13 protein-coding genes are annotated in these 18,307 nt (G+C 71.9%); 9 read left to right on the forward strand and 4 right to left on the reverse strand.

The genetic code is table 11. The annotated features are described in order from the left end of the window. Positions 1–28: 28 nt before the first annotated feature. From pgl to tkt, 4 genes are all read right to left on the reverse strand, one after another. Positions 29–1,744 (reverse strand): 6-phosphogluconolactonase, encoded by a 1,716-nt coding sequence (gene pgl, locus JSY14_RS00675; RefSeq protein WP_259556808.1) that lies wholly within the window; start codon positions 1,742–1,744, stop codon positions 29–31. Continuing rightward, positions 1,741–3,297, reverse strand: a complete 1,557-nt coding sequence (zwf, locus tag JSY14_RS00680; protein ID WP_259556809.1) for a glucose-6-phosphate dehydrogenase — start codon at positions 3,295–3,297, stop codon at positions 1,741–1,743. Before zwf ends, pgl begins: the two co-directional genes overlap by 4 nt. Beyond that, positions 3,294–4,406: a transaldolase gene (gene tal / locus JSY14_RS00685; RefSeq protein ID WP_259556810.1), complete on the reverse strand. Its 1,113-nt coding sequence runs from the start codon at positions 4,404–4,406 to the stop codon at positions 3,294–3,296. Before tal ends, zwf begins: the two co-directional genes overlap by 4 nt. Before the next feature lie 108 nt (positions 4,407–4,514). Then, on the reverse strand, positions 4,515–6,605 hold the full coding sequence (gene tkt / locus JSY14_RS00690; RefSeq protein ID WP_259556811.1) for a transketolase: 2,091 nt from the start codon (positions 6,603–6,605) through the stop codon (positions 4,515–4,517). Positions 6,606–7,039: 434 nt separating this feature from the next. On the opposite strand from tkt, the gene JSY14_RS00695 reads away from it, so the two are divergent. The 9 genes from JSY14_RS00695 to ppdK all read left to right on the forward strand — a co-directional run bounded on the left by JSY14_RS00695 (position 7,040) and on the right by ppdK (position 18,245). Then, a complete protein-coding gene (locus tag JSY14_RS00695) occupies positions 7,040–7,912 on the forward strand; it encodes a heme o synthase (protein WP_259559479.1) in 873 nt (290 codons plus the stop codon). Positions 7,913–7,961: 49 nt separating this feature from the next. Then, positions 7,962–8,909 carry a tyrosine recombinase gene (locus JSY14_RS00700; protein WP_259559480.1) on the forward strand — a complete coding sequence of 316 codons (948 nt, stop codon included), beginning with the start codon at positions 7,962–7,964 and terminating at the stop codon, positions 8,907–8,909. Between the two features lie 124 nt (positions 8,910–9,033). Beyond that, positions 9,034–9,849: a ParA family protein gene (locus tag JSY14_RS00705; protein WP_259559482.1), complete on the forward strand. Its 816-nt coding sequence runs from the start codon at positions 9,034–9,036 to the stop codon at positions 9,847–9,849. Next, complete coding sequence (locus JSY14_RS00710; RefSeq protein ID WP_259556812.1) at positions 9,849–10,811, forward strand: pseudouridine synthase; 963 nt, start codon at positions 9,849–9,851, stop codon at positions 10,809–10,811. The genes JSY14_RS00705 and JSY14_RS00710 overlap by 1 nt, the downstream gene beginning before the upstream one ends. Further along, on the forward strand, positions 10,808–11,941 hold the full coding sequence (locus JSY14_RS00715) for a prephenate dehydrogenase (RefSeq protein WP_259556813.1): 1,134 nt from the start codon (positions 10,808–10,810) through the stop codon (positions 11,939–11,941). Before JSY14_RS00710 ends, JSY14_RS00715 begins: the two co-directional genes overlap by 4 nt. A gap of 19 nt (positions 11,942–11,960) precedes the next feature. Then, complete coding sequence (gene der / locus JSY14_RS00720) at positions 11,961–14,156, forward strand: bifunctional cytidylate kinase/GTPase Der (RefSeq protein ID WP_259556814.1); 2,196 nt, start codon at positions 11,961–11,963, stop codon at positions 14,154–14,156. A 3-nt stretch (positions 14,157–14,159) separates the two neighbouring features. Further along, on the forward strand, positions 14,160–14,633 hold the full coding sequence (locus JSY14_RS00725; RefSeq protein WP_259556815.1) for an NUDIX hydrolase: 474 nt from the start codon (positions 14,160–14,162) through the stop codon (positions 14,631–14,633). After that, positions 14,630–15,286 (forward strand): hypothetical protein, encoded by a 657-nt coding sequence (locus tag JSY14_RS00730; RefSeq protein WP_259556816.1) that lies wholly within the window; start codon positions 14,630–14,632, stop codon positions 15,284–15,286. The genes JSY14_RS00725 and JSY14_RS00730 overlap by 4 nt, the downstream gene beginning before the upstream one ends. Before the next feature lie 256 nt (positions 15,287–15,542). Beyond that, a complete protein-coding gene (gene ppdK, locus JSY14_RS00735; RefSeq protein ID WP_259556817.1) occupies positions 15,543–18,245 on the forward strand; it encodes a pyruvate, phosphate dikinase in 2,703 nt (900 codons plus the stop codon). Positions 18,246–18,307: the final 62 nt, after the last annotated feature.

Consider the following 18,307-nt stretch of genomic DNA (forward strand, 5'->3'; position numbering starts at 1 on the left):
CGGGGCCCGTCGTCTGCGCGGGGACGGCTCAGTCCGAGGGCAGCTGCGAGGCGGCTCCGCGGTCGAGGTACCAGGTCGTCGAGTCCAAGCCCCTGACCGCCGAGGCGGGGGTGGTCCACGGTTCCGGGTCGCCGAGCGATCGAGCGACGGCCCCGGCCTTCTCCTCCCCGGAGACCAGCAGCAGTACTCGGCGGGCGGAGTTCAGGGCCGGCCACGAGAGACTGATCCTCTCCGCTGGCGGTTTGGGGGAGCGGCGCACCGGCACTGCGGTCGCGGAGATGTCCTTCTGGTCTGGGTGTTCCGGGAACAGCGACGCCACGTGAGCGTCGGGGCCCACTCCCAGCAGCAGGACGTCGAAGAACGCCTCCCCGCGGGTGTGGAACGGGGCGTCACCACCGCTGCGATCGAGCACGGAGCCGTACCAGGCGGCGGCCTCGTCGAGGGACATGCCGCTGTCGCTGGAGGGCATCCGATGCACGTTGCCGCCGGGGATCGCGGCATCCCGTAGCAGGGCATCGAGCACGGGGGTGTCGTTGCGCTCCTCGGAGCCGTCGTGGACGAACCGCTCATCCCCCCACCACACGTGCAGCCGGGAGGTGTCGACCTCGGCGCGACGCAGTGCCTCCGGCAGCGCCTGCACCAGGCGCGTGCCGAGCCCGCCGCCGGTGACGACGAGGTGCGCGGTGTCGCGGGTGGCGATGGCCCCCGCCACGGTGGCGGCGGTGTCGGAGGCCGCCCGCTCCACCAGGGCGTCGGCGGAGTCCAGGACCACGGTGGTCGGTTCCGGTTTGCCGGAGGCGAAGGCCGCCGGGTCGTCGATCCCGGTGAAGGCGTGGGCGAGCACCTCGCCGTACACCTCATCCGGGTCGAGGCGTCGCAGTTCCTCCGCCAGCAGCTCATCGAGGGTGCGCACCGGCACCGGCACCTGTTGGGCCGCCTGCTCCTCCCCGGGGAGGGTGACCTCGAGGGCGTCCTCGCTGATGCGGTGCAGACGGATGGTGCCGTCCTCCCGGACGATCTCCACGCTCTGCGGCCCGTCCGCACCGGCCACCCCCGCGGGGGCGTCCTCGAGGGCGACCTCGATCCCGAGCTTCTCCTCCAGCCAGGAGGCGAGCAGTACCACAGCGGCGGAATCCTTCGGACCGGTGACGGTCGCACCGGTGGGGGCGCTCACCGGCGGCGTCTCCACCGCGGTGGCGAGCAGACCGCGCCAGCGGGTCAGGCGCGACCACGCCATGTCGGAGTCACCGCTGGCGTAGCCACGGCGCAGTCGCTTCAGGCTCGCCAGGGGGTCGGCGCAGGCGGCGACATCGGTGATGCGCCGCTGCGCCATGCGTCCCAGCACGTCGTGCACGGGGGAGGAGGGCGCATGGTCGGGCCACCAGGTCACGATCGGGGCATCGGGCAGCAGCAGCGGCATCACCAGGGTGTCGAGGCTGTCCATGGTGCGGCCCTTGGCCCGCAGGATGATGATCTCCCCGGCGCCGGCGTCACGCCCCAGGCGGATCTCCGCGTCCAGACCGGACTCCGGGTTCTCCTCATCGGCGTCGACCACGATCACGCGGCAGGGATGCTCGTGGCTGGCGTGGCTGGCGGCCTCCACCGGCACGTCGATCTCCTCACCGGTGGCGACGATGATCAACGTGAGCACCCGGCCGATGGCGTTGGCGCCGAAGGTCTCCCGCATCTGCGCCATCTTCTTGTCGACGGCGCTGGCGGTGGTGTCGGTGAGGGTGGTGATCACGGTCGCCTCCAGGTGCGCCCGTCACGGGCGAGCATCTTGTGTGCGGAATCGGGGCCCCAGGTGCCCGCGCGGTACGGCTCCGGCGGCATGTGCTCCGCCCAGAACGCGGTGATCGGGTCGAGGATCTGCCAGGACAGCTCGACCTCCCGCTGGCGCGGGAACAGCGGCGGGTCACCCAGCAGCATGTCGAGGATCAGCCGCTCGTACGCCTCGGGCGACTCCTCGGTGAACGACGCCCCGTAGGCGAAGTCCATGGTGACGTCACGCACCTCCATCTGCGTGCCCGGCACCTTGGAACCGAAGCGCATGGTCACGCCCTCGTCGGGCTGCACCCGGATCACGATGGCGTTCTGCCCGAGGTCCGCGGTGTCGGTGGAGCGGAACGGCAGGAACGGTGCCCGGCGGAACACCACCGCGATCTCCGTGACGCGGCGCCCCAGCCGCTTGCCGGCCCGCAGGTAGAACGGCACTCCGGCCCAGCGGCGGGTGGCGATGTCCAGCCGCATCGCGGCGAAGGTCTCCGTGGTGGAGCCGGCGGGGATGCCCTCCTCCTCCAGGTAGCCCTTGACCTGCTCGCCGCCCTGCCACCCGCCGACGTACTGGCCGCGGGCGGTGTGGGCGGCGAGGTCCGTCGGCAGTTCGACCGCCGCGAGGACCTTCTCCTTCTCCGCCCGCAGCTCGGCGGCGTCGAAGGAGATCGGTTCTTCCATCGCCGTGAGCGCGAGCAGCTGCAGCAGATGGTTCTGGATGACGTCGCGGGCGGTGCCGATGCCGTCGTAGTACCCGGCGCGGGAGCCGATGCCGATGTCCTCGGCCATCGTGATCTGCACGTGGTCCACGTAGTGGGCGTTCCAGATCGGCTCGAACATGGCGTTCGCGAAACGGAACGCCAGGAGGTTCTGCACCGTCTCCTTGCCCAGGTAGTGGTCGATGCGGAAGACGTCCTCCGGACGGAAGACCTTCTCCACCACATCGTTGAGTTCGCGGGCCGAGGCGAGGTCGTGCCCGAAGGGCTTCTCGATCACGACGCGGCGCCACGACCCGTCCTGCGGGGTGTTCAGCCCCGAGTTCGCCAGCTGCTCACACACCTGCGGGAAGGCGCTCGGTGGGATCGACAGGTAGAAGGCGTGGTTGCCGCCGGTGCCGCGGGTGCGGTCGAGCTCACCCACCACCTCGGTGAGCTCCTCGAACGCCGCCGGATCATCGAACTCGCCGGTGACGAACCGCAGGCCCCCGCGCAGCTGCTCGAAGGTGGTCTCCACGAAGGGGGTGCGGGCGTGCGCCTCGACGCTCTCACGCACGTACTGGGCGAAGTCGTCGTGGCTCCAGTCGCGTCGACCGAAACCGACCAGCCCGAAGCTCGGCGGCAGCAGACCCCGGTTCGCGAGGTCATAGATCGCCGGCAGCAGTTTCTTCTTCGCCAGGTCACCGGTGACGCCGAACATCACCATCGAGCTGGGCCCCGCGATCAGCGGCAGGCGCCGATCGCGGGCGTCGCGCAGTGGGTTGCCGCGCTCTGTCAGCTGGGTGTCGCGCTCCGGGCTGACACTCACGCCTGCCCCTTCGCCATCTGCTCCTTCACGGTGGCCAGCAGCTCGGTCCAGGCGGTCTCGAACTTCTCCAGCCCCTCGGCCTCGAGCACCTCCCACACCTCGTCGAGGTCCACCCCGGCATCGGCGACGCGCTGCAGCGTCTCCTCGGCACGAGCGGCATCCTCGGCGGTGATCGCGGGCTGCGGATCGCCGTGGTCGGCGACGGCCTCGAGGGTCTTCTCCGGCATGGTGTTGACGCTCGGGTCGGCCACCAGCTGGTCGACGTACAGGGTGTCCGGGTAGTCGGGGTTCTTCACTCCGGTGGAGGCCCACAGCGGCCGTTGCACGTTCGCGCCCTTCTGCTGCAGCAGGGCGAAGCGCTCCGAGGAGAACGCCTCCAGGTAGGCGCCGAAGGCTGCGCGGGCGTTGGCCACACCGGCCTGGCCACGCAGCTCCAGGGCGTCGCCGCCGAGGGCCTCGAGGCGCTTGTCGATCTCGGTGTCCACCCGGGAGACGAAGAACGAGGCGACGGAGTGGATGCGGGAGAGGTCCCGGCCGGCCTCGGCGGCCTGCTCGAGGCCGGTGAGGTAGGCGTCGATGACAGCGCGGTAGCGCTCCACCGAGAAGATCAGGGTGACGTTCACGCTGGTCCCGGCGGCGATGGCGCGCGTGATGGCGGGCAGACCCTCCACGGTCGCGGGGATCTTGATCATGACGTTGTCGCGGTCCACCAGATCGTGCAGGCGGGTGGCCTGCTCCGCAGTGCCCTCGGTGTCGCGGGCGCGCCGCGGATCCACCTCGATGGAGACGAAACCGTCGTACCCACCGGTGCGGTCATGGATCGGCGCGAAGAGGTCGGCCGCGGAGCGGACGTCGTCGGTGGTGAGCACCTCCACGACCTCCTCCTCGGTCTTCCCCTCGGCGGCGAGGCGGGCGACGTCCTCGTCGTAGTCGTGGGCGCCGGAGATCGCCGCCTGGAAGATCGACGGGTTGGTGGTCACGCCCACGACGTCGAGCTCGTCGATGAGCTTCTGCAGCCCCCCGGAGGTCAGACGCAGTCGGGAGAGATCGTCGAGCCAGATGGAGACACCGGCCTCGGAGAGGCGGCGGGTGCGGTCGTTGCCGGTCATGGAAGGTCCTTCCCCTGCGGGTGGCGGATGGGATGACGGATCAGGTCGGGACGAGACGGGTGGGAGGGGCGGGCAGGTGCGCGGGCACTCGCCCGCCCCTCCGGGGGATCACTTCCCGGCGGCGAGCGAGGCCTTCGCGGCCTCGACGACGGCCTCGGGGGTGAAACCGAACTTCTCGAACAGGGTGGCGGCGTCGGCGGAGGCGCCGTAGGTCTCCAGCGACACGGCCCGGCCCTGGAACCCGAGGTAACGGAACCACGGCTGGGCGATGCCGGCCTCCACGCTCACGCGGGCGGTGACGGTGGACGGCAGTACCTGCTCGCGGTACTCCTCGCTCTGCTGCTCGAACCACTCCATCGACGGCATGGACACCAGGCGGGTGGCGATGCCCTCCGACTCCAGGCGCTTCTGCGCCTCCACGGCGTACTGCACCTCGGACCCGGTGGCCATCAGGATCACCTGGGGAGTGCCGGAGGAGGCCTCCTTCATGATGTAGGCGCCACGGGCGACGTCCGGCGCCGCGAACTCCTCGCGGTCGAAGGTCGGCACGGCCTGGCGGGTCAGGACCAGACCGATCGGACCATCCCGGTGCTCGAGGGCCGCGCGCCACGCCGCCACGGTTTCGTTCGCATCCGCGGGGCGGACGATCGTGAGGTCGGGGATGGCGCGGTAGGCCGCGAGGTGCTCCACCGGCTGGTGGGTGGGGCCGTCCTCGCCCAGGCCGATGGAGTCATGCGTCCACACGTAGATGTTGGGGACGCGCATGAGGGACGCGAGGCGCACCGCGCCGCGCATGTAGTCGGCGAACTGGAAGAAGGTGCCGCCGTACGCGCGGGTGAGCCCGTTGAGGGTGATCCCGGAGAGGATCGCGCCCATGGCGTGCTCGCGCACACCGAAGTGGAGGGTGCGGCCATAGGGGTTGCCCTGAGCCTCGTCGGTCTGACGGTCCTCCGGCAGGAACGACGGCTCCCCCTTCATGGAGGTGTTGTTCGAGCCCGCGAGGTCGGCCGAGCCACCCCACAGTTCCGGCATCACCGGGGCGAGGGCGTTCAGCACCGCGCCGGAGGCGGCGCGGGTGGCGACGCCCTTCGGGTCGGCGTCGAAGCTCGGCAGGGCGTCGTCGAGGCCCTCCGGCAGCTCATGGGCGCGCATGCGGCGCAGCAGCGCGGCACGCTCCGGGTTCGCCGCCTCCCAGGCGTCGAAGCCCTTCTGCCATTCCTCGTGGGCGGCGCGGCCGCGCTCGATCAAGTTGCGGGTGTGGGCCACGACCTCGTCGGGCACATCGAACAACGCCTCGGGGTCCAGGCCGAGGACCTTCTTCAGGCCCTTCACAGCCTCGTCGCCGATCGCATTGCCGTGCACCTTGTGGGTGCCCATCAGCTCCGGGATCGGCCAGCCGATGATCGTCCGCAGACGGATGAACGACGGCTTGCCGGTCTCCGCCTTGGCGGCCTCGAGGGCCTCCTTGAGGGCGCGGACGTCCTCGACGTACGACTCGCCGCCGCGCCAGTCGACGGTCTGCGTGTGCCAGCCGAGAGCCTCGTAGCGGCCGACGGTGTCCTCGGAGTACGCGGCCTCGGTCCCACCCTCGAGCTGGATCTCGTTGTCGTCCCACACCACCACGAGGTTGCCCAGGCGCTGGGTGCCCGCGAGGGAGGAGGCCTCATGGGCGACGCCCTCCTGCATATCGCCGTCGGAGGCGATCACCCACACGGTGTGGTCGAAGGGGCTGGTGCCGGGGGCGGCGTCCGGGTCGAGCAGGCCGCGCACGCGGCGCTGCGCCATCGCCATGCCGACGGCGGAGGCGAGCCCCTGCCCGAGCGGGCCGGTGGTGATCTCCACGCCCTTGGTGTGGTGGTACTCGGGGTGGCCGGGGGTCTTCGACTCCCAGGTGCGCAGCGCCTCGATGTCGGACAGCTCCAGGCCGAAACCGCCGAGGTACAGCTGGATGTACTGGGTCAGGCTCGAGTGCCCGGCGGAGAGGACGAAGCGGTCACGGCCCAGCCAGTCGGTGTCCGACGGGTCGTGGCGCATGACGTCCTGGTACAGCAGGTACGCGAGCGGGGCGAGGGAGACCGCCGTGCCGGGATGGCCGTTGCCGACCTTCTCGACCGCGTCGACGGCGAGCACCCGGACGGTGTCGATCGCGCGGTGGTCGAGGTCGGTCCAGCCCTCGGGGGCGATAAAGGAGTCGGTCACAGGGTGTCCTTCCGGTCCAGGGCGGGCGGATGGGGCATCCACCCGGGTCAGAGGGGCCGATCCACGGGGGAGCAGCCGATACCGTCCACTCTAGACGTGGGGTCTGATATCGCCTGCGCGTCTCCCGACAGTCGGTGGAACCGTGGGAAGGGACGGCGGCTGAGGGATCGGGCACCTTCGTCGCGGCACCCTTCCGCGACAGGGGTCGGCCGGTAGACTCCGAGGTCGAACCGCGCGGAGCACTGCACCCCCGCACTGCCGCCGCGCCTGCGAGGCGCCTCTCCCGGCGCGGAAGGACGGTGTGCGTGAGCACGACGGGCAGCACCGCGAGCACGGTGGACGCGACACATCAGGGCACGACCCCGGTCGATGCCCCCGTCGCGGCCCCCACCGATGGTGGGCGCCCGGCACCGCGCCGCAGCGTCGGACGGGTGATGCGTAACTACGTCGCGCTCACCAAGCCGCGGATCATCGAGCTGCTGCTCATCACCACCGTGCCGGTCATGTTCCTCGCGGCCCAGGGATTCCCCGGGTTGGGGCTGCTGCTGGCGACCGTCATCGGCGGGTATCTCGCCGCCGGCGGAGCCAACGCCCTGAACATGTACCTCGACCGTGACATCGACGCGCAGATGAAGCGCACCCGCAACCGGCCGATCGTCACCGGGGAGGTGTCCCCGCGGGCCGCTCTGATCTTCGGGATCGCGCTGTCGATCATCTCCGCGGTGTGGCTGGGGCTGCTGGTGAACGTCATCTCCGCGGCCCTCGCCGTCGGTGCGATCCTGCTGTACGTCGTCTTCTACACGATGATCCTCAAGCGCCGCACCAGCCAGAACATCGTGTGGGGCGGGATCGCCGGGTGCATGCCCGTGCTCATCGGCTGGTCCTCGGTGACCGGCACCGTCTCCTGGACCGCCTTCTTCCTCTTCCTCGTGGTGTTCTTCTGGACGCCGCCGCACTACTGGCCGCTGGCGGAGAAGTTCACCCGCGACTACGAGACCGCCGGGGTGCCGATGCTGCCGGTCGTCTCCTCCCGCACCTCCGTGGCGCACCAGATGATCCTGCACACCGTGCTGATGGTCGCCTCCAGCCTCGCGATCATCCCGCTGGGGCACACCGGTTGGGTGTACGGCGCCACCGCCGTCGCGGCGGGGGCATGGTTCCTGTACCTGGTGATCCGGTACGCGGTGCGCACCCACCGTGGTCTCAGCGGCAAAGCGCTGGCACCCATGACGGTGTTCCACGCCTCCATCACCTACCTGACCCTGCTGTTCGTGGCCCTTGCGCTCGACCCCTTCATCCGCCTCTGAGCCCGCACCGCCGGGGAACCCCACTCCCGATCCGGCGGACACCCCCGCGCTGCGGCCCGCCGACGCGCGCTGGCTGGAGCAGTACCTGGCGCACCTGCGCGTCGAACGGGGACTGTCGGCGAACACCCTGCGCGCCTACCGTCGCGACCTCGAACGCTATCTGCGCGACCTGGGGCGGGAGGGCGTCGACCTCGAGGCCGTCACCCCCGACCGCATCAGCAGCTGGCTGCGGACCCTCCGCTCCGGCGCCGACGGAGGCAGGCCCCTGGCCGCCTCCTCCGCCGCGCGGGCCCTCGCGGCCATCCGCGGTCTCCACGCCTTTCTCGACCAGGAACAGGACAGCCGCACCGGGGACCCCGCCCGAGCGGTCCCGCCGCCGGCGCGGCCCGACCGCCTGCCCCACCCCCTGAGCATCGCGCAGGTGGAGGCGCTCCTCGCGGCGGCCGGTCGGCCCGGAACCGGCCGGCTCGCCACCGAGAGGGCGCTGCGCGACCGTGCCCTGCTGGAGCTGCTGTACGGGCTGGGGGCACGCATCTCCGAGGCCATCGGCCTCGACCTCGATGACCTCGACCTCTCCAGCCGCACCGCCGTGCTGCACGGCAAGGGCGACAAGCAGCGGGCGGTGCCGGTGGGCACCTACGCCGCCGAGGCCGTGGAGGCGTACCTCACCCGTGCCCGCCCCGCCCTGGCCGCGCGGGGGCGGGGCACCCCCGCCCTGCTGTTGGGCATCCGCGGCACTCGGCTCACGCGGCAGGCCGCCTGGCAGGTGGTGCGCACCGCCGCCGAGACCGCCGGGATCACTGAGGAGGTGAGCCCGCACACGCTGCGGCACTCCTTCGCGACCCATCTGCTGCTCGGCGGCGCCGACGTGCGCAGCGTGCAGGAGCTGCTGGGGCACGCCTCCGTGACCACCACCCAGCTGTACACGCAGGTGACCGTCGACTCCCTGCGGGAGGCCCACGCCGGCGCCCATCCCCGGGCCCGAGACGGGGCATAGACTGCTCCGGTGCCCCGCGCGGGTGCCCTTCCCACCCCGAACCGCCCTCTTCTCACGACAGGACCATGACGTGAACGACAAGGCCCAGACGCTCGACCTCGACCTCGGACCCACGGGGCGTCCGATGCCCGAGTTCCCCGAGCCGCCGGCGCTCGACGGACACGGCCCGGCCCGGATCATCTCGATGGTGAACCAGAAGGGCGGGGTGGGGAAGACCACCAGCGTGATCAACCTCGGTGCGGCCCTCGCGGAGCTCGGCCGCCGCGTGCTGCTGGTGGACTTCGACCCGCAGGGCGCCCTCTCCGCCGGTCTCGGCGTCCCCTCCAACGAGCTCGATGTCACCGTCTACAACCTGCTGATGGACCGCAGCCACGACGTGCGTGACGTCATCCAGGAGACCGACACCGACAACCTCGATGTGCTGCCCGCGAACATCGACCTCTCCGCCGCCGAGGTGCAGCTGGTCAACGAGGTGGCGCGGGAGATGGCCCTGGCGCGGGTGCTGCGCCCGATCACCGACGAGTACGACGTCATCCTCATCGACTGCCAGCCGTCCCTGGGTCTGCTTACTGTGAACGCCCTCGCCGCCAGCCACGGCGTGATCATCCCGCTGGTGGCGGAGTACTTCCCGCTGCGCGGTGTGGCGCTGCTGAAAGAGACCATCGAGAAGGTGCAGGACCGCATCAACCCGCGCCTGGACATCGACGGCATCCTCATCACCATGTTCGACCCGCGCACGCTGCACGCCCGCGAGGTCAGCCAGCGCGTCATCGAGGCCTTCCCGGACCTGGTGCTGCACACCACCATCAACCGCACCGTGAAGTTCCCCGACGCCTCCGTGGCGGCCGAGCCGATCACCAGCTTCGCCTCCTCCACCAAGGGTGCGGAGTCGTACCGTCAGTTGGCCCGCGAGCTGATCGCACGCGGCGCCGCGGCCTGATGACCCGCGGCTCCGGTGGGGCCGGGCGCCGACGCCGCAGCGCCTTCACCCCGCCCCGGCAGGTACGGCTGCGGGACAGCGACGGGCGGCGCCGGACACCGACGAACCGCAGCGCCGTCGCCGAGCGCAGCATGCACACCGACCGGGTATCGCCCGCCGAGGAGCGGGCGGCCAAGGGTCCCGCGGCCAGTGGCCCGGCGACTCCTGGCCCGGTGGCGGGGGAGCAGTCAGCCCAGGGGGAGCGCCTGCAGAAGGTCCTTGCCCGGGCGGGGCTCGGCTCCCGCCGCGCCTGCGAGGCCCTCATCGCGCAGGGGCGCGTCAGCGTCGACGGGGAGACCGTCACCGAACAGGGGGTGCGGATCGACCCCGCCCGGCAGGTGGTGCACGTCGACGGGCGACGGCTGCAGCTGGACGAGGAGAAACTCACCGTCGTGCTGAACAAGCCCCGCCGGGTGGTCTCCGCGCTGCATGACCCGGAGGGACGCCGCGACCTCACCGAGTTCACAGCCCGGTACGACCAGCGGCTCTACCACGTGGGGCGGCTCGACTACGAGACCGAGGGCCTGCTGCTGCTGACGAACGACGGGGAGCTCGCGCACCGTCTCACCCACCCCAGCTTCCACATCGAGAAGACCTACGTGTGTCGCTTCGACGCGCCCGGCAGCGCGCCCCGGGGTCTGCTGCGGACCCTGCGCGAGGGAGTCGAGTTGGAGGACGGTCCCGCCCGGGCCGACGCCGCTCGTCTCATCGCCCACGACGGTCGGGAGGCCTTGGTGGAGGTGACGCTTCACGAGGGGCGCAACCGGATCGTCCGCCGCATGTTCGCCAGCCAGGGATACGAGCTGACGGCGCTGGTGCGCACCCGCATCGGCCCGGTGCTGCTCGGTGACCTCCGCCCCGGCGCCACCCGGAAGCTCACCGAGAGGGAACTCGGCACCCTGATGGCGGAGGTCGGCCTGTGAGCGGCCCCAGTGCCCTGGTGCCGTCCCCGGTGCGGATCATCGGCACCGGGCTGATCGGTGGATCCCTCGGTCTGGCGTTGCGCGGCGCCGGCGTCGAGGTGCAGGTGGTCGATGCGTCCCCCGGGGCCGAGGCTCTTGCGGTGGAGCTCGGCGTCGGCTCCGTCCCGGCCGCCGATGCCGCAGATCCGGCGCTGGTGATCATCGCTGCCCCACCGGATGTCACCCCCGCGCTCGTGGTGCGCGAGCTGCAGCGCCAGCCGCAGGCCGTCGTCACCGACGTCGCGAGCGTCAAGGGCCGGGTCCTCGCCGGGGTGCTCGCCGCCCGGGAGAGCGGGGAGATCACCGAGGCCGACGCCGCCCGGTACGTCGGCGTGCACCCCATGGCCGGGCGGGAGGTCAGCGGTGTCATCGCCGCCCAGGCCGACCTGTTCCGTGGCCGCCCCTTCGTGGTGGTGCCGCACCCCGGCAGCAGCCCCGCCGCGGTGAGCATCGTGCGGGCGCTCGGGCTGGAGCTCGGCGCGGTGCCGCTGAGCCTGGCTGCCGACGCCCACGACGACGCCGTCGCCCGTGTCTCCCACGCCCCGCAGGTGGTGGCGAGCCTGCTCGGCGCCACGCTCCAGCAGGCCGGGGACGACGCCCTGAGCCTGTCCGGGCAGGGTCTTCGGGACACCACGAGGATCGCCGCCAGCGACCCCCGTCTGTGGGTGGAGATCCTCGGCGCGAACGCCGCCGCGCTCACCCCCGTGCTCGCGGGACTGCGGGACCACCTCGCGGAGATCCTCGACGCCCTGGACGCCCTGGAACGGGGCGAAGGGCCGGAGCGCGGCGCACGACGCCGCCTAGCCGACCTCATCGCCTCCGGGAACGCCGGCGTCGCCCGCATCCCCGGCAAACACGGTGGTGCCCGTGACCGGTTCGCCCAGCTGGTGGTGCTGGTGCCCGACAGGCCCGGGGAACTCGCGCGGTTGCTCACCGAGATCGGTCAGGTCGGGGTGAACCTCGAGGATCTGCGCCTCGAACACAGCATGGGCAAGAGTGCGGGCCTGGCCCATCTGTCGGTGCAGGCCGGGCGTGAGGGCCTGCTCACCACCGAGCTCGGGGCGCGCGGCTGGACCGTCGTCGACGGCTGAGCCCTCGTATCCTGGTGCGATGCAGCCCGTGACCATCGCCATCGACGGCCCCGCCGGCTCCGGCAAGTCCACCGTCTCCCGCCGCGTCGCGGCCGCCCTGGACGGCGGCTTCCTCGACACCGGGGCGATGTACCGGGCGATCGCCTGGGCCTGCCTCGAAGACGGCATCGACCTCACCGACCGGGAGGCCGTCGCCTGCATCGCCGAGGATCTCGATCTTCAGCTGGGCACCGATCCCGCCGGGGCGCGGGTGGTGGTGCGCGGGCAGGACATCACCGCCGAGATCCGCACCGAGCGGATAAGCGCCCGCGTCAGCGCTGTCGCCACCAACACCCTGGTGCGGCCGATCTTGCAGCAGCGTCAGCGGCGCATCCTCCACGCCACTGCCGCCGAGCGCGGCGCCTGCGTCGCCGAGGGCCGCGACATCACCACCGTCGTCGCCCCCGACGCCGACGTGCGGGTGCTGCTCACTGCCAGCGACGAGGCCCGCATGGCCCGCCGCTCCCGGGAACTCGGCCTGGAGGACACCGAAGAGACCCGCGCGCGGATGCGCGACCAGGTGCTGCGACGCGACGAGGACGACTCCGCCGTCTCCGAGTTCCGTACTGCTGCCGAGGGCGTGACCGTCATCGACACCACCGACCTCGACATCGATGAGGTGGTGCTGGAGGTGCTGCGGCTGGTCGACACGGTGCGCGGCGACGCGGAAGACGACGACCAGGACGTCGACGCGGCCCCGGCGCAGGACGACGACGCGGCCGGTGGGGCAGACCCCGACGACGGGGTGGACGTCGCCACCGCCTGGCGCGCCGGCCTCGACGACTACGAGCTCGACGAGGAGGACCTGGCGCTCCTCTCCGGCGAGATCGAGGAGGAGCAGTTCGCCGCCCCGGCTCGGAACCTGCCGGTGCTGGCCGTCGTCGGCCGCCCGAACGTCGGGAAGTCGACGCTCGTCAACCGCATCCTCGGCCGCCGCGAGGCCGTGGTGGAGGACGTCCCCGGGGTGACCCGCGACCGCGTGTTCTACCAGGCCGAATGGGCGGGCCGGGACTTCTGGCTGGTCGACACCGGTGGCTGGGAGGACAGGGTCCAGGGCATCGCCTACCGCGTCGCCGAACAGGCCGAGATCGCGGTGGAGCTCGCCGATGCGGTCCTGTTCGTGGTCGATGCGACCGTCGGCGTCACCGCGACCGATGAGCAGCTGCTGAAGGTATTGCGCCGTGCCAAGCGCCCGATCGTCCTGGCGGCCAACAAGGTCGACGACGACCGTGGCGAGCTCGAGGCCGCCGCCCTGTGGAACCTCGGTCTCGGCCAGCCGTACCCGGTCTCCGCCATCCACGGCCGAGGGTCCGGGGATCTGCTCGATGCCGTCCTCGCGGTCCTGCCGGAGGAGGGCCGCGGCGCCGCCGTCGACCACGGTCCGCGGCGGGTGGCGCTCGTCGGCCGCCCGAACGTCGGCAAGTCCTCCCTGTTGAACCGCCTCGCGGGGGAGAACCGGGTGGTGGTCGACGACCTCGCCGGCACCACCCGCGACCCGGTCGACGAGAAGATCGAACTCGGTGGACAGGTGTGGACCTTCGTCGACACCGCCGGGATCCGCCGCCGCGTGCTGCAGAGCCAGGGCGCTGACTTCTACGCCAGCCTGCGCACCCGCAGCGCCCTGGACCGCGCGGAGGTCGCGGTGGTGCTGCTGGAGGCGAACGAACCGATCTCCACCCAGGACCTCAAGATCATCGACATGGTGCTGGAATCCGGACGGGCCCTGGTGCTGGCCTTCAACAAGTGGGATCTGCTGGACGAGGAGCGCCGCGCCCAGCTGGAGTGGGAGATCGAGAAGGACCTCGCGCACGTGGCGTGGGCGCCGCGGGTGAACCTCTCGGCCCGCACCGGACGCCACACCGACAAACTGGTGCCAGCCCTGGAGCGGGCCCTGGAATCGTGGGACACCCGCATCCCCACCGGGCGTCTCAACGCGTTCCTCGGCACCCTTGTCGCCGCACACCCGCATCCGCTGCGCGGCGGCAAGCAGCCGCGCATCCTCTTCGCCACGCAGGCCCGCACCCGGCCACCACGGATCGTCATCTTCGCCTCCGGGTTCCTCGAGCACGGCTACCGCCGGTTCATCGAGCGCCGCCTGCGGGAGGACTTCGAGTTCACCGGCACCCCGATCGGCATCGGTGTGCGGGTGCGGGAGAAGCGGAAGCGGAGCCGCTGAACCATGGCCATCCCCGAGTTCATCCAGGAGCTCCGCCGCCACGTGGGGCACAGCCCGCTGTGGCTCACCGGGGTGAGCGCCTACGTGTTCGACGCCGACGGCACCCACCTTCTGGTGGTGCGGCGCGCCGACACCGGGGCGTGGACGCCGGTGACCGGGATCATCGACCCGGGGGAGGAGCCGGCCCGCGCCGCCGCCCGCGAGGTGCTGGAGGAGGCAGGGATCCGCGCCCGGGTGGAGCGGCTCGCCGACGTGCGCGTGCTGCCGGAGATCATCTACGACAACGGTGATCGCGCCCGCTACCTCGACCTGGCGTTCGTGCTGCGACACGAGGCCGGGGAGCCGTATCCCGCGGACGGGGAGAACACCGCCGCGCGCTGGGCCCGGCTCGATGACCTGCCGCCGATGGGCCCGCGGTTCCGCGACCAGTTGCGCATCGTGCAGGAGGACCACTGCGCGGCGCAGTTCGTGCGATGACCGCGACCAGGCACACGCGGGGCAGCATCCGGCCCCCGGTGGGCGCCGTGCTGCGCCTGCCGCTGACACACCATGCCGACGACCACGCCGAGGTCCGGGTGCTGGTCGATCTGCGGCGGCTGCCCGTCGACCTGCCGCCCGCCCCCGTCGACCTGTTCGGCCTCATGCCCGGCGGGATGCTCGTCGACGTGCGGGTGCGCGGGCGGGTGGTGATCCCTGGTGCCTGGGCCGATGGTGCCTCCCTCGCTGCGCTCGAGGTGACCGGGGAACACGCGGTCCGCCCCGCGGACCTGCGGCTCCCGGCCGTGGTGCTGGAGACCCCGCGTGGCCGCGCCCTCGCCTGGGGCGAGACCCTGTGGCCGCTGCCGCTCGCCGCGGACGTCCTGATCCCCGATTCCTGTCGGCCCGGGGTGCACTCCGCCGCGGAGCTGCGGCGCCTGGCGATGGTCGCCGCCGGACGCACCGCAGAGCTCGGCCTCACCCTGTGGCAGAGTCGCGACTTCGACGTCCCCTGGCATGACGTGCGCCTGGTGCCCCGCGCCGCCTGGTGGTTCGACCTGGCTCAGGTGCCGCCCGGCATGCGCTACGCCGACGCCGCCGCCTCTCAACAGGTGCCGGTCACGCGGCTGCTTCCCGCCGACACCTCCGCCTGAGCCGCCCGCTCCGCACGGGCAGGTCGGAACCCACGCGGGGGCGGGAAGCGACGCGGGGGCGGGATGCGACGCGGGGGCGTGAACCGGCGGGCGCACGGCACGCGACCGCGGGGTGCCGCCGGGCCGGGACCTTCGGCCGCCGACCTGACCCCCGCTGCTCCTACGGTGGGGGACGGACGCAGCGCGGCGTCCGTCGGAGCGCGATGAGGCGCACCGGCCCACCCTCCCCGGTGCGCGGCCGGAGGAAGGATCCGAGATGACCACCTACGTGCAGATGTTCTCCGAGGGCGGCAAAGACCAGAAGGACCTGCTGGGCGGCAAGGGCGCAAACCTCGCCGAGATGACCCGGCTCGGGCTGCCCGTCCCGCCCGGTTTCACCATCACCACCGACGCCTGCCGCTGGTACATGACCCACGGTGCGCCGCCGGAGGAGCTTGAGGCGCAGGTCGACGCCGCGATGGCGACGGTGGAGACGGGCCTGGGCCGACGTTTCGGCGATCCGGAGAACCCGCTGCTGGTGGCCGTCCGCTCCGGCGCGAAGATGTCCATGCCCGGGATGATGGAGACGGTGCTGAACGTCGGCCTCAACGACCGCACCGTCGAGGGGCTCGCCGCCGTCTCCGGCTCCCCGCGGTTCGCTGTGGACTCCTATCGGCGTCTGCTGCAGATGTTCGGCCGCACTGTGCTCGACATCGACGCCGCGCTCTTCGAGCACGTGCTGGACGAGGCGCGCGCCGCGAAGGGCGTGCGCAGCGACACCGAGCTCGACGAAGCGGATCTGCGGGCTGTCGTCGCCCGCTTCCAGGAGATCATTCGCGAGCAGACCGGACACGAGTTCCCGCAGGACCCGCGCGAGCAGCTGCGCGCCTCCATCCGCGCGGTGTTCGACTCCTGGAACGGGCCGCGCGCCGTGGTCTACCGCAACACCGAGCGCATCCCGCACGACCTCGGCACCGCTGTGAACATCTGCTCCATGGTCTTCGGCAACCTTGATGACCGTTCCGCCTCCGGGGTGGCGTTCACCCGCGATCCCGCCACCGGCGCCCCCGGTGTCTACGGCGATTTCCTCGTCAACGCCCAGGGGGAGGACGTCGTCGCCGGCATCCGCAACACCCGCTCCCTGCCGGAGCTGCAGCAGCTGATGCCCGAGGTGTACGACGAGCTGATGGCGATCATGGCCCGCCTCGAGCGGCACTACCGGGACCTGTGCGACATCGAGTTCACGGTGGAATCGGGCCGGCTGTGGATGCTGCAGACCCGCGTGGGCAAGCGCACCGCCGAGGCCGCCTTCCGCATCGCCGCGACCCTGGTGGACGAGGCCGTCATCGACGAGGACGAGGCCCTCACCCGTGTGACCGGGGCACAGCTGTCGCGCCTGATGTTCCCCCGTTTCGCCACCGGCGGGGATCGGGAGCTCCTGGCCCGCGGCATGGATGCCTCCCCGGGCGCCGCCGTCGGCCGCATCGCCTTCACCAGCGCCGATGTCCTGGAGCTGCAGCGACGCGGGGAGGACGCGATCCTGGTGCGGCGCGAGACCAACCCCGATGACCTCGACGGCATGCTCGCCGCCGTCGGGATCCTCACCTCCCGCGGCGGGCGCACCTCCCACGCCGCCGTGGTCGCCCGCGGCCTCGGCCGCACCGCGGTGTGCGGCGTGGAGGAGTTCGAGGTCGACGAGGCCGCCGGGGAGATCCGCCGCGGCGGCGAGGTCGTGGCCCGCGCCGGGGATGTGCTCTCCATCGACGGGTCCACCGGTGAGGTGTTCCGCGGCTCGGTGCCGGTCGAACCCAGCGCCGTCGTGCGCTCCCTACTCGGGGACGGAGACGGGGACACGGACGCGGACGACCCGTTGGTGCAGGCGGTGCACCGGATGTTGGAGGTGGCCGACCGGCGCCGGCACCTGCGGGTGCGCGCGAACGCCGACACCCCGGAGGATGCCGCCCGCGCCCGGGCACTGGGCGCGGAGGGCATCGGCCTGGTCCGCACCGAGCACATGTTCCTGGGGGAGCGGCGCCACCTGGTCGAGGACCTGGTCCTCGCCGCCGACGCGGACGAGCGCCAGCGGGCCCTCTCCGCCCTGCTCCCGCTGCAGCGGGAGGACTTCCTCGGGATCCTGCGGGCGATGGACGGACGCCATGTGACCGTGCGTCTGCTGGACCCGCCGCTGCACGAGTTCCTGCCCGACCTCACCGAGCTGTCGGTGAAGCTCGCCCGGCAGGAGGCCGAGGGAGTCGAGCGCGACGCCCATGAGCAGAAGATGCTGCAGGCGGTACGTGCACTGCACGAGCAGAACCCCATGCTGGGGCTGCGCGGCGTGCGGCTCGCGCTGACCATCCCCGGCCTGTACGGGATGCAGACCCGGGCGATCCTCGAGGCCGCCGCCCAGCTGCGGGAGCAGGGCCTCGACCCGCAGGTCGAGATCATGATCCCGCTGGTGTCCTCCGTGCGGGAGCTGCGGGAGATCACCCCGGAGATCCGTGCCGTCCAGGAGGAGGTCGCCCAGCGCACCGGCCAGGACCTCGACACCCACATCGGCACCATGATCGAACTGCCGCGCGCCGCCCTGCGGGCCGACGAGATCGCCGAGGAGGCCGACTTCTTCTCCTTCGGCACCAACGACCTCACGCAGACCACGTGGGGCTTCTCGCGGGACGACGTCGAGGCCGGGTTCTTCTTCACCTACCGGGACCGCGGCATCCTGCTGACCAGCCCCTTCGAGTCGATCGACCAGTTCGGTGTCGGCGAGCTGGTGCGCATCGGCGCCGAGCGGGGCCGCTCCACCCGAGCGGAACTGTCGCTCGGTGTGTGCGGGGAGCACGGCGGCGACCCCGCCTCGATCGCCTTCTTCCACCACGTGGGTCTCGACTACGTCTCCTGCTCGCCGTTCCGCGTGCCGGTGGCGCGCCTTGAGGCCGGCCGCGCGGCGCTGCTGGAGAAGGAGTTCGAGCTGCAGCACTGAGTGGTCAGGAGCATTACGACCTCTGGACGGGCGAGATGCGTGCGCGCCGCGCACGGCATCTC

It is taken from the genome of Brachybacterium sillae (assembly GCF_025028335.1).
GTDB lineage: Bacteria > Actinomycetota > Actinomycetes > Actinomycetales > Dermabacteraceae > Brachybacterium > Brachybacterium sillae.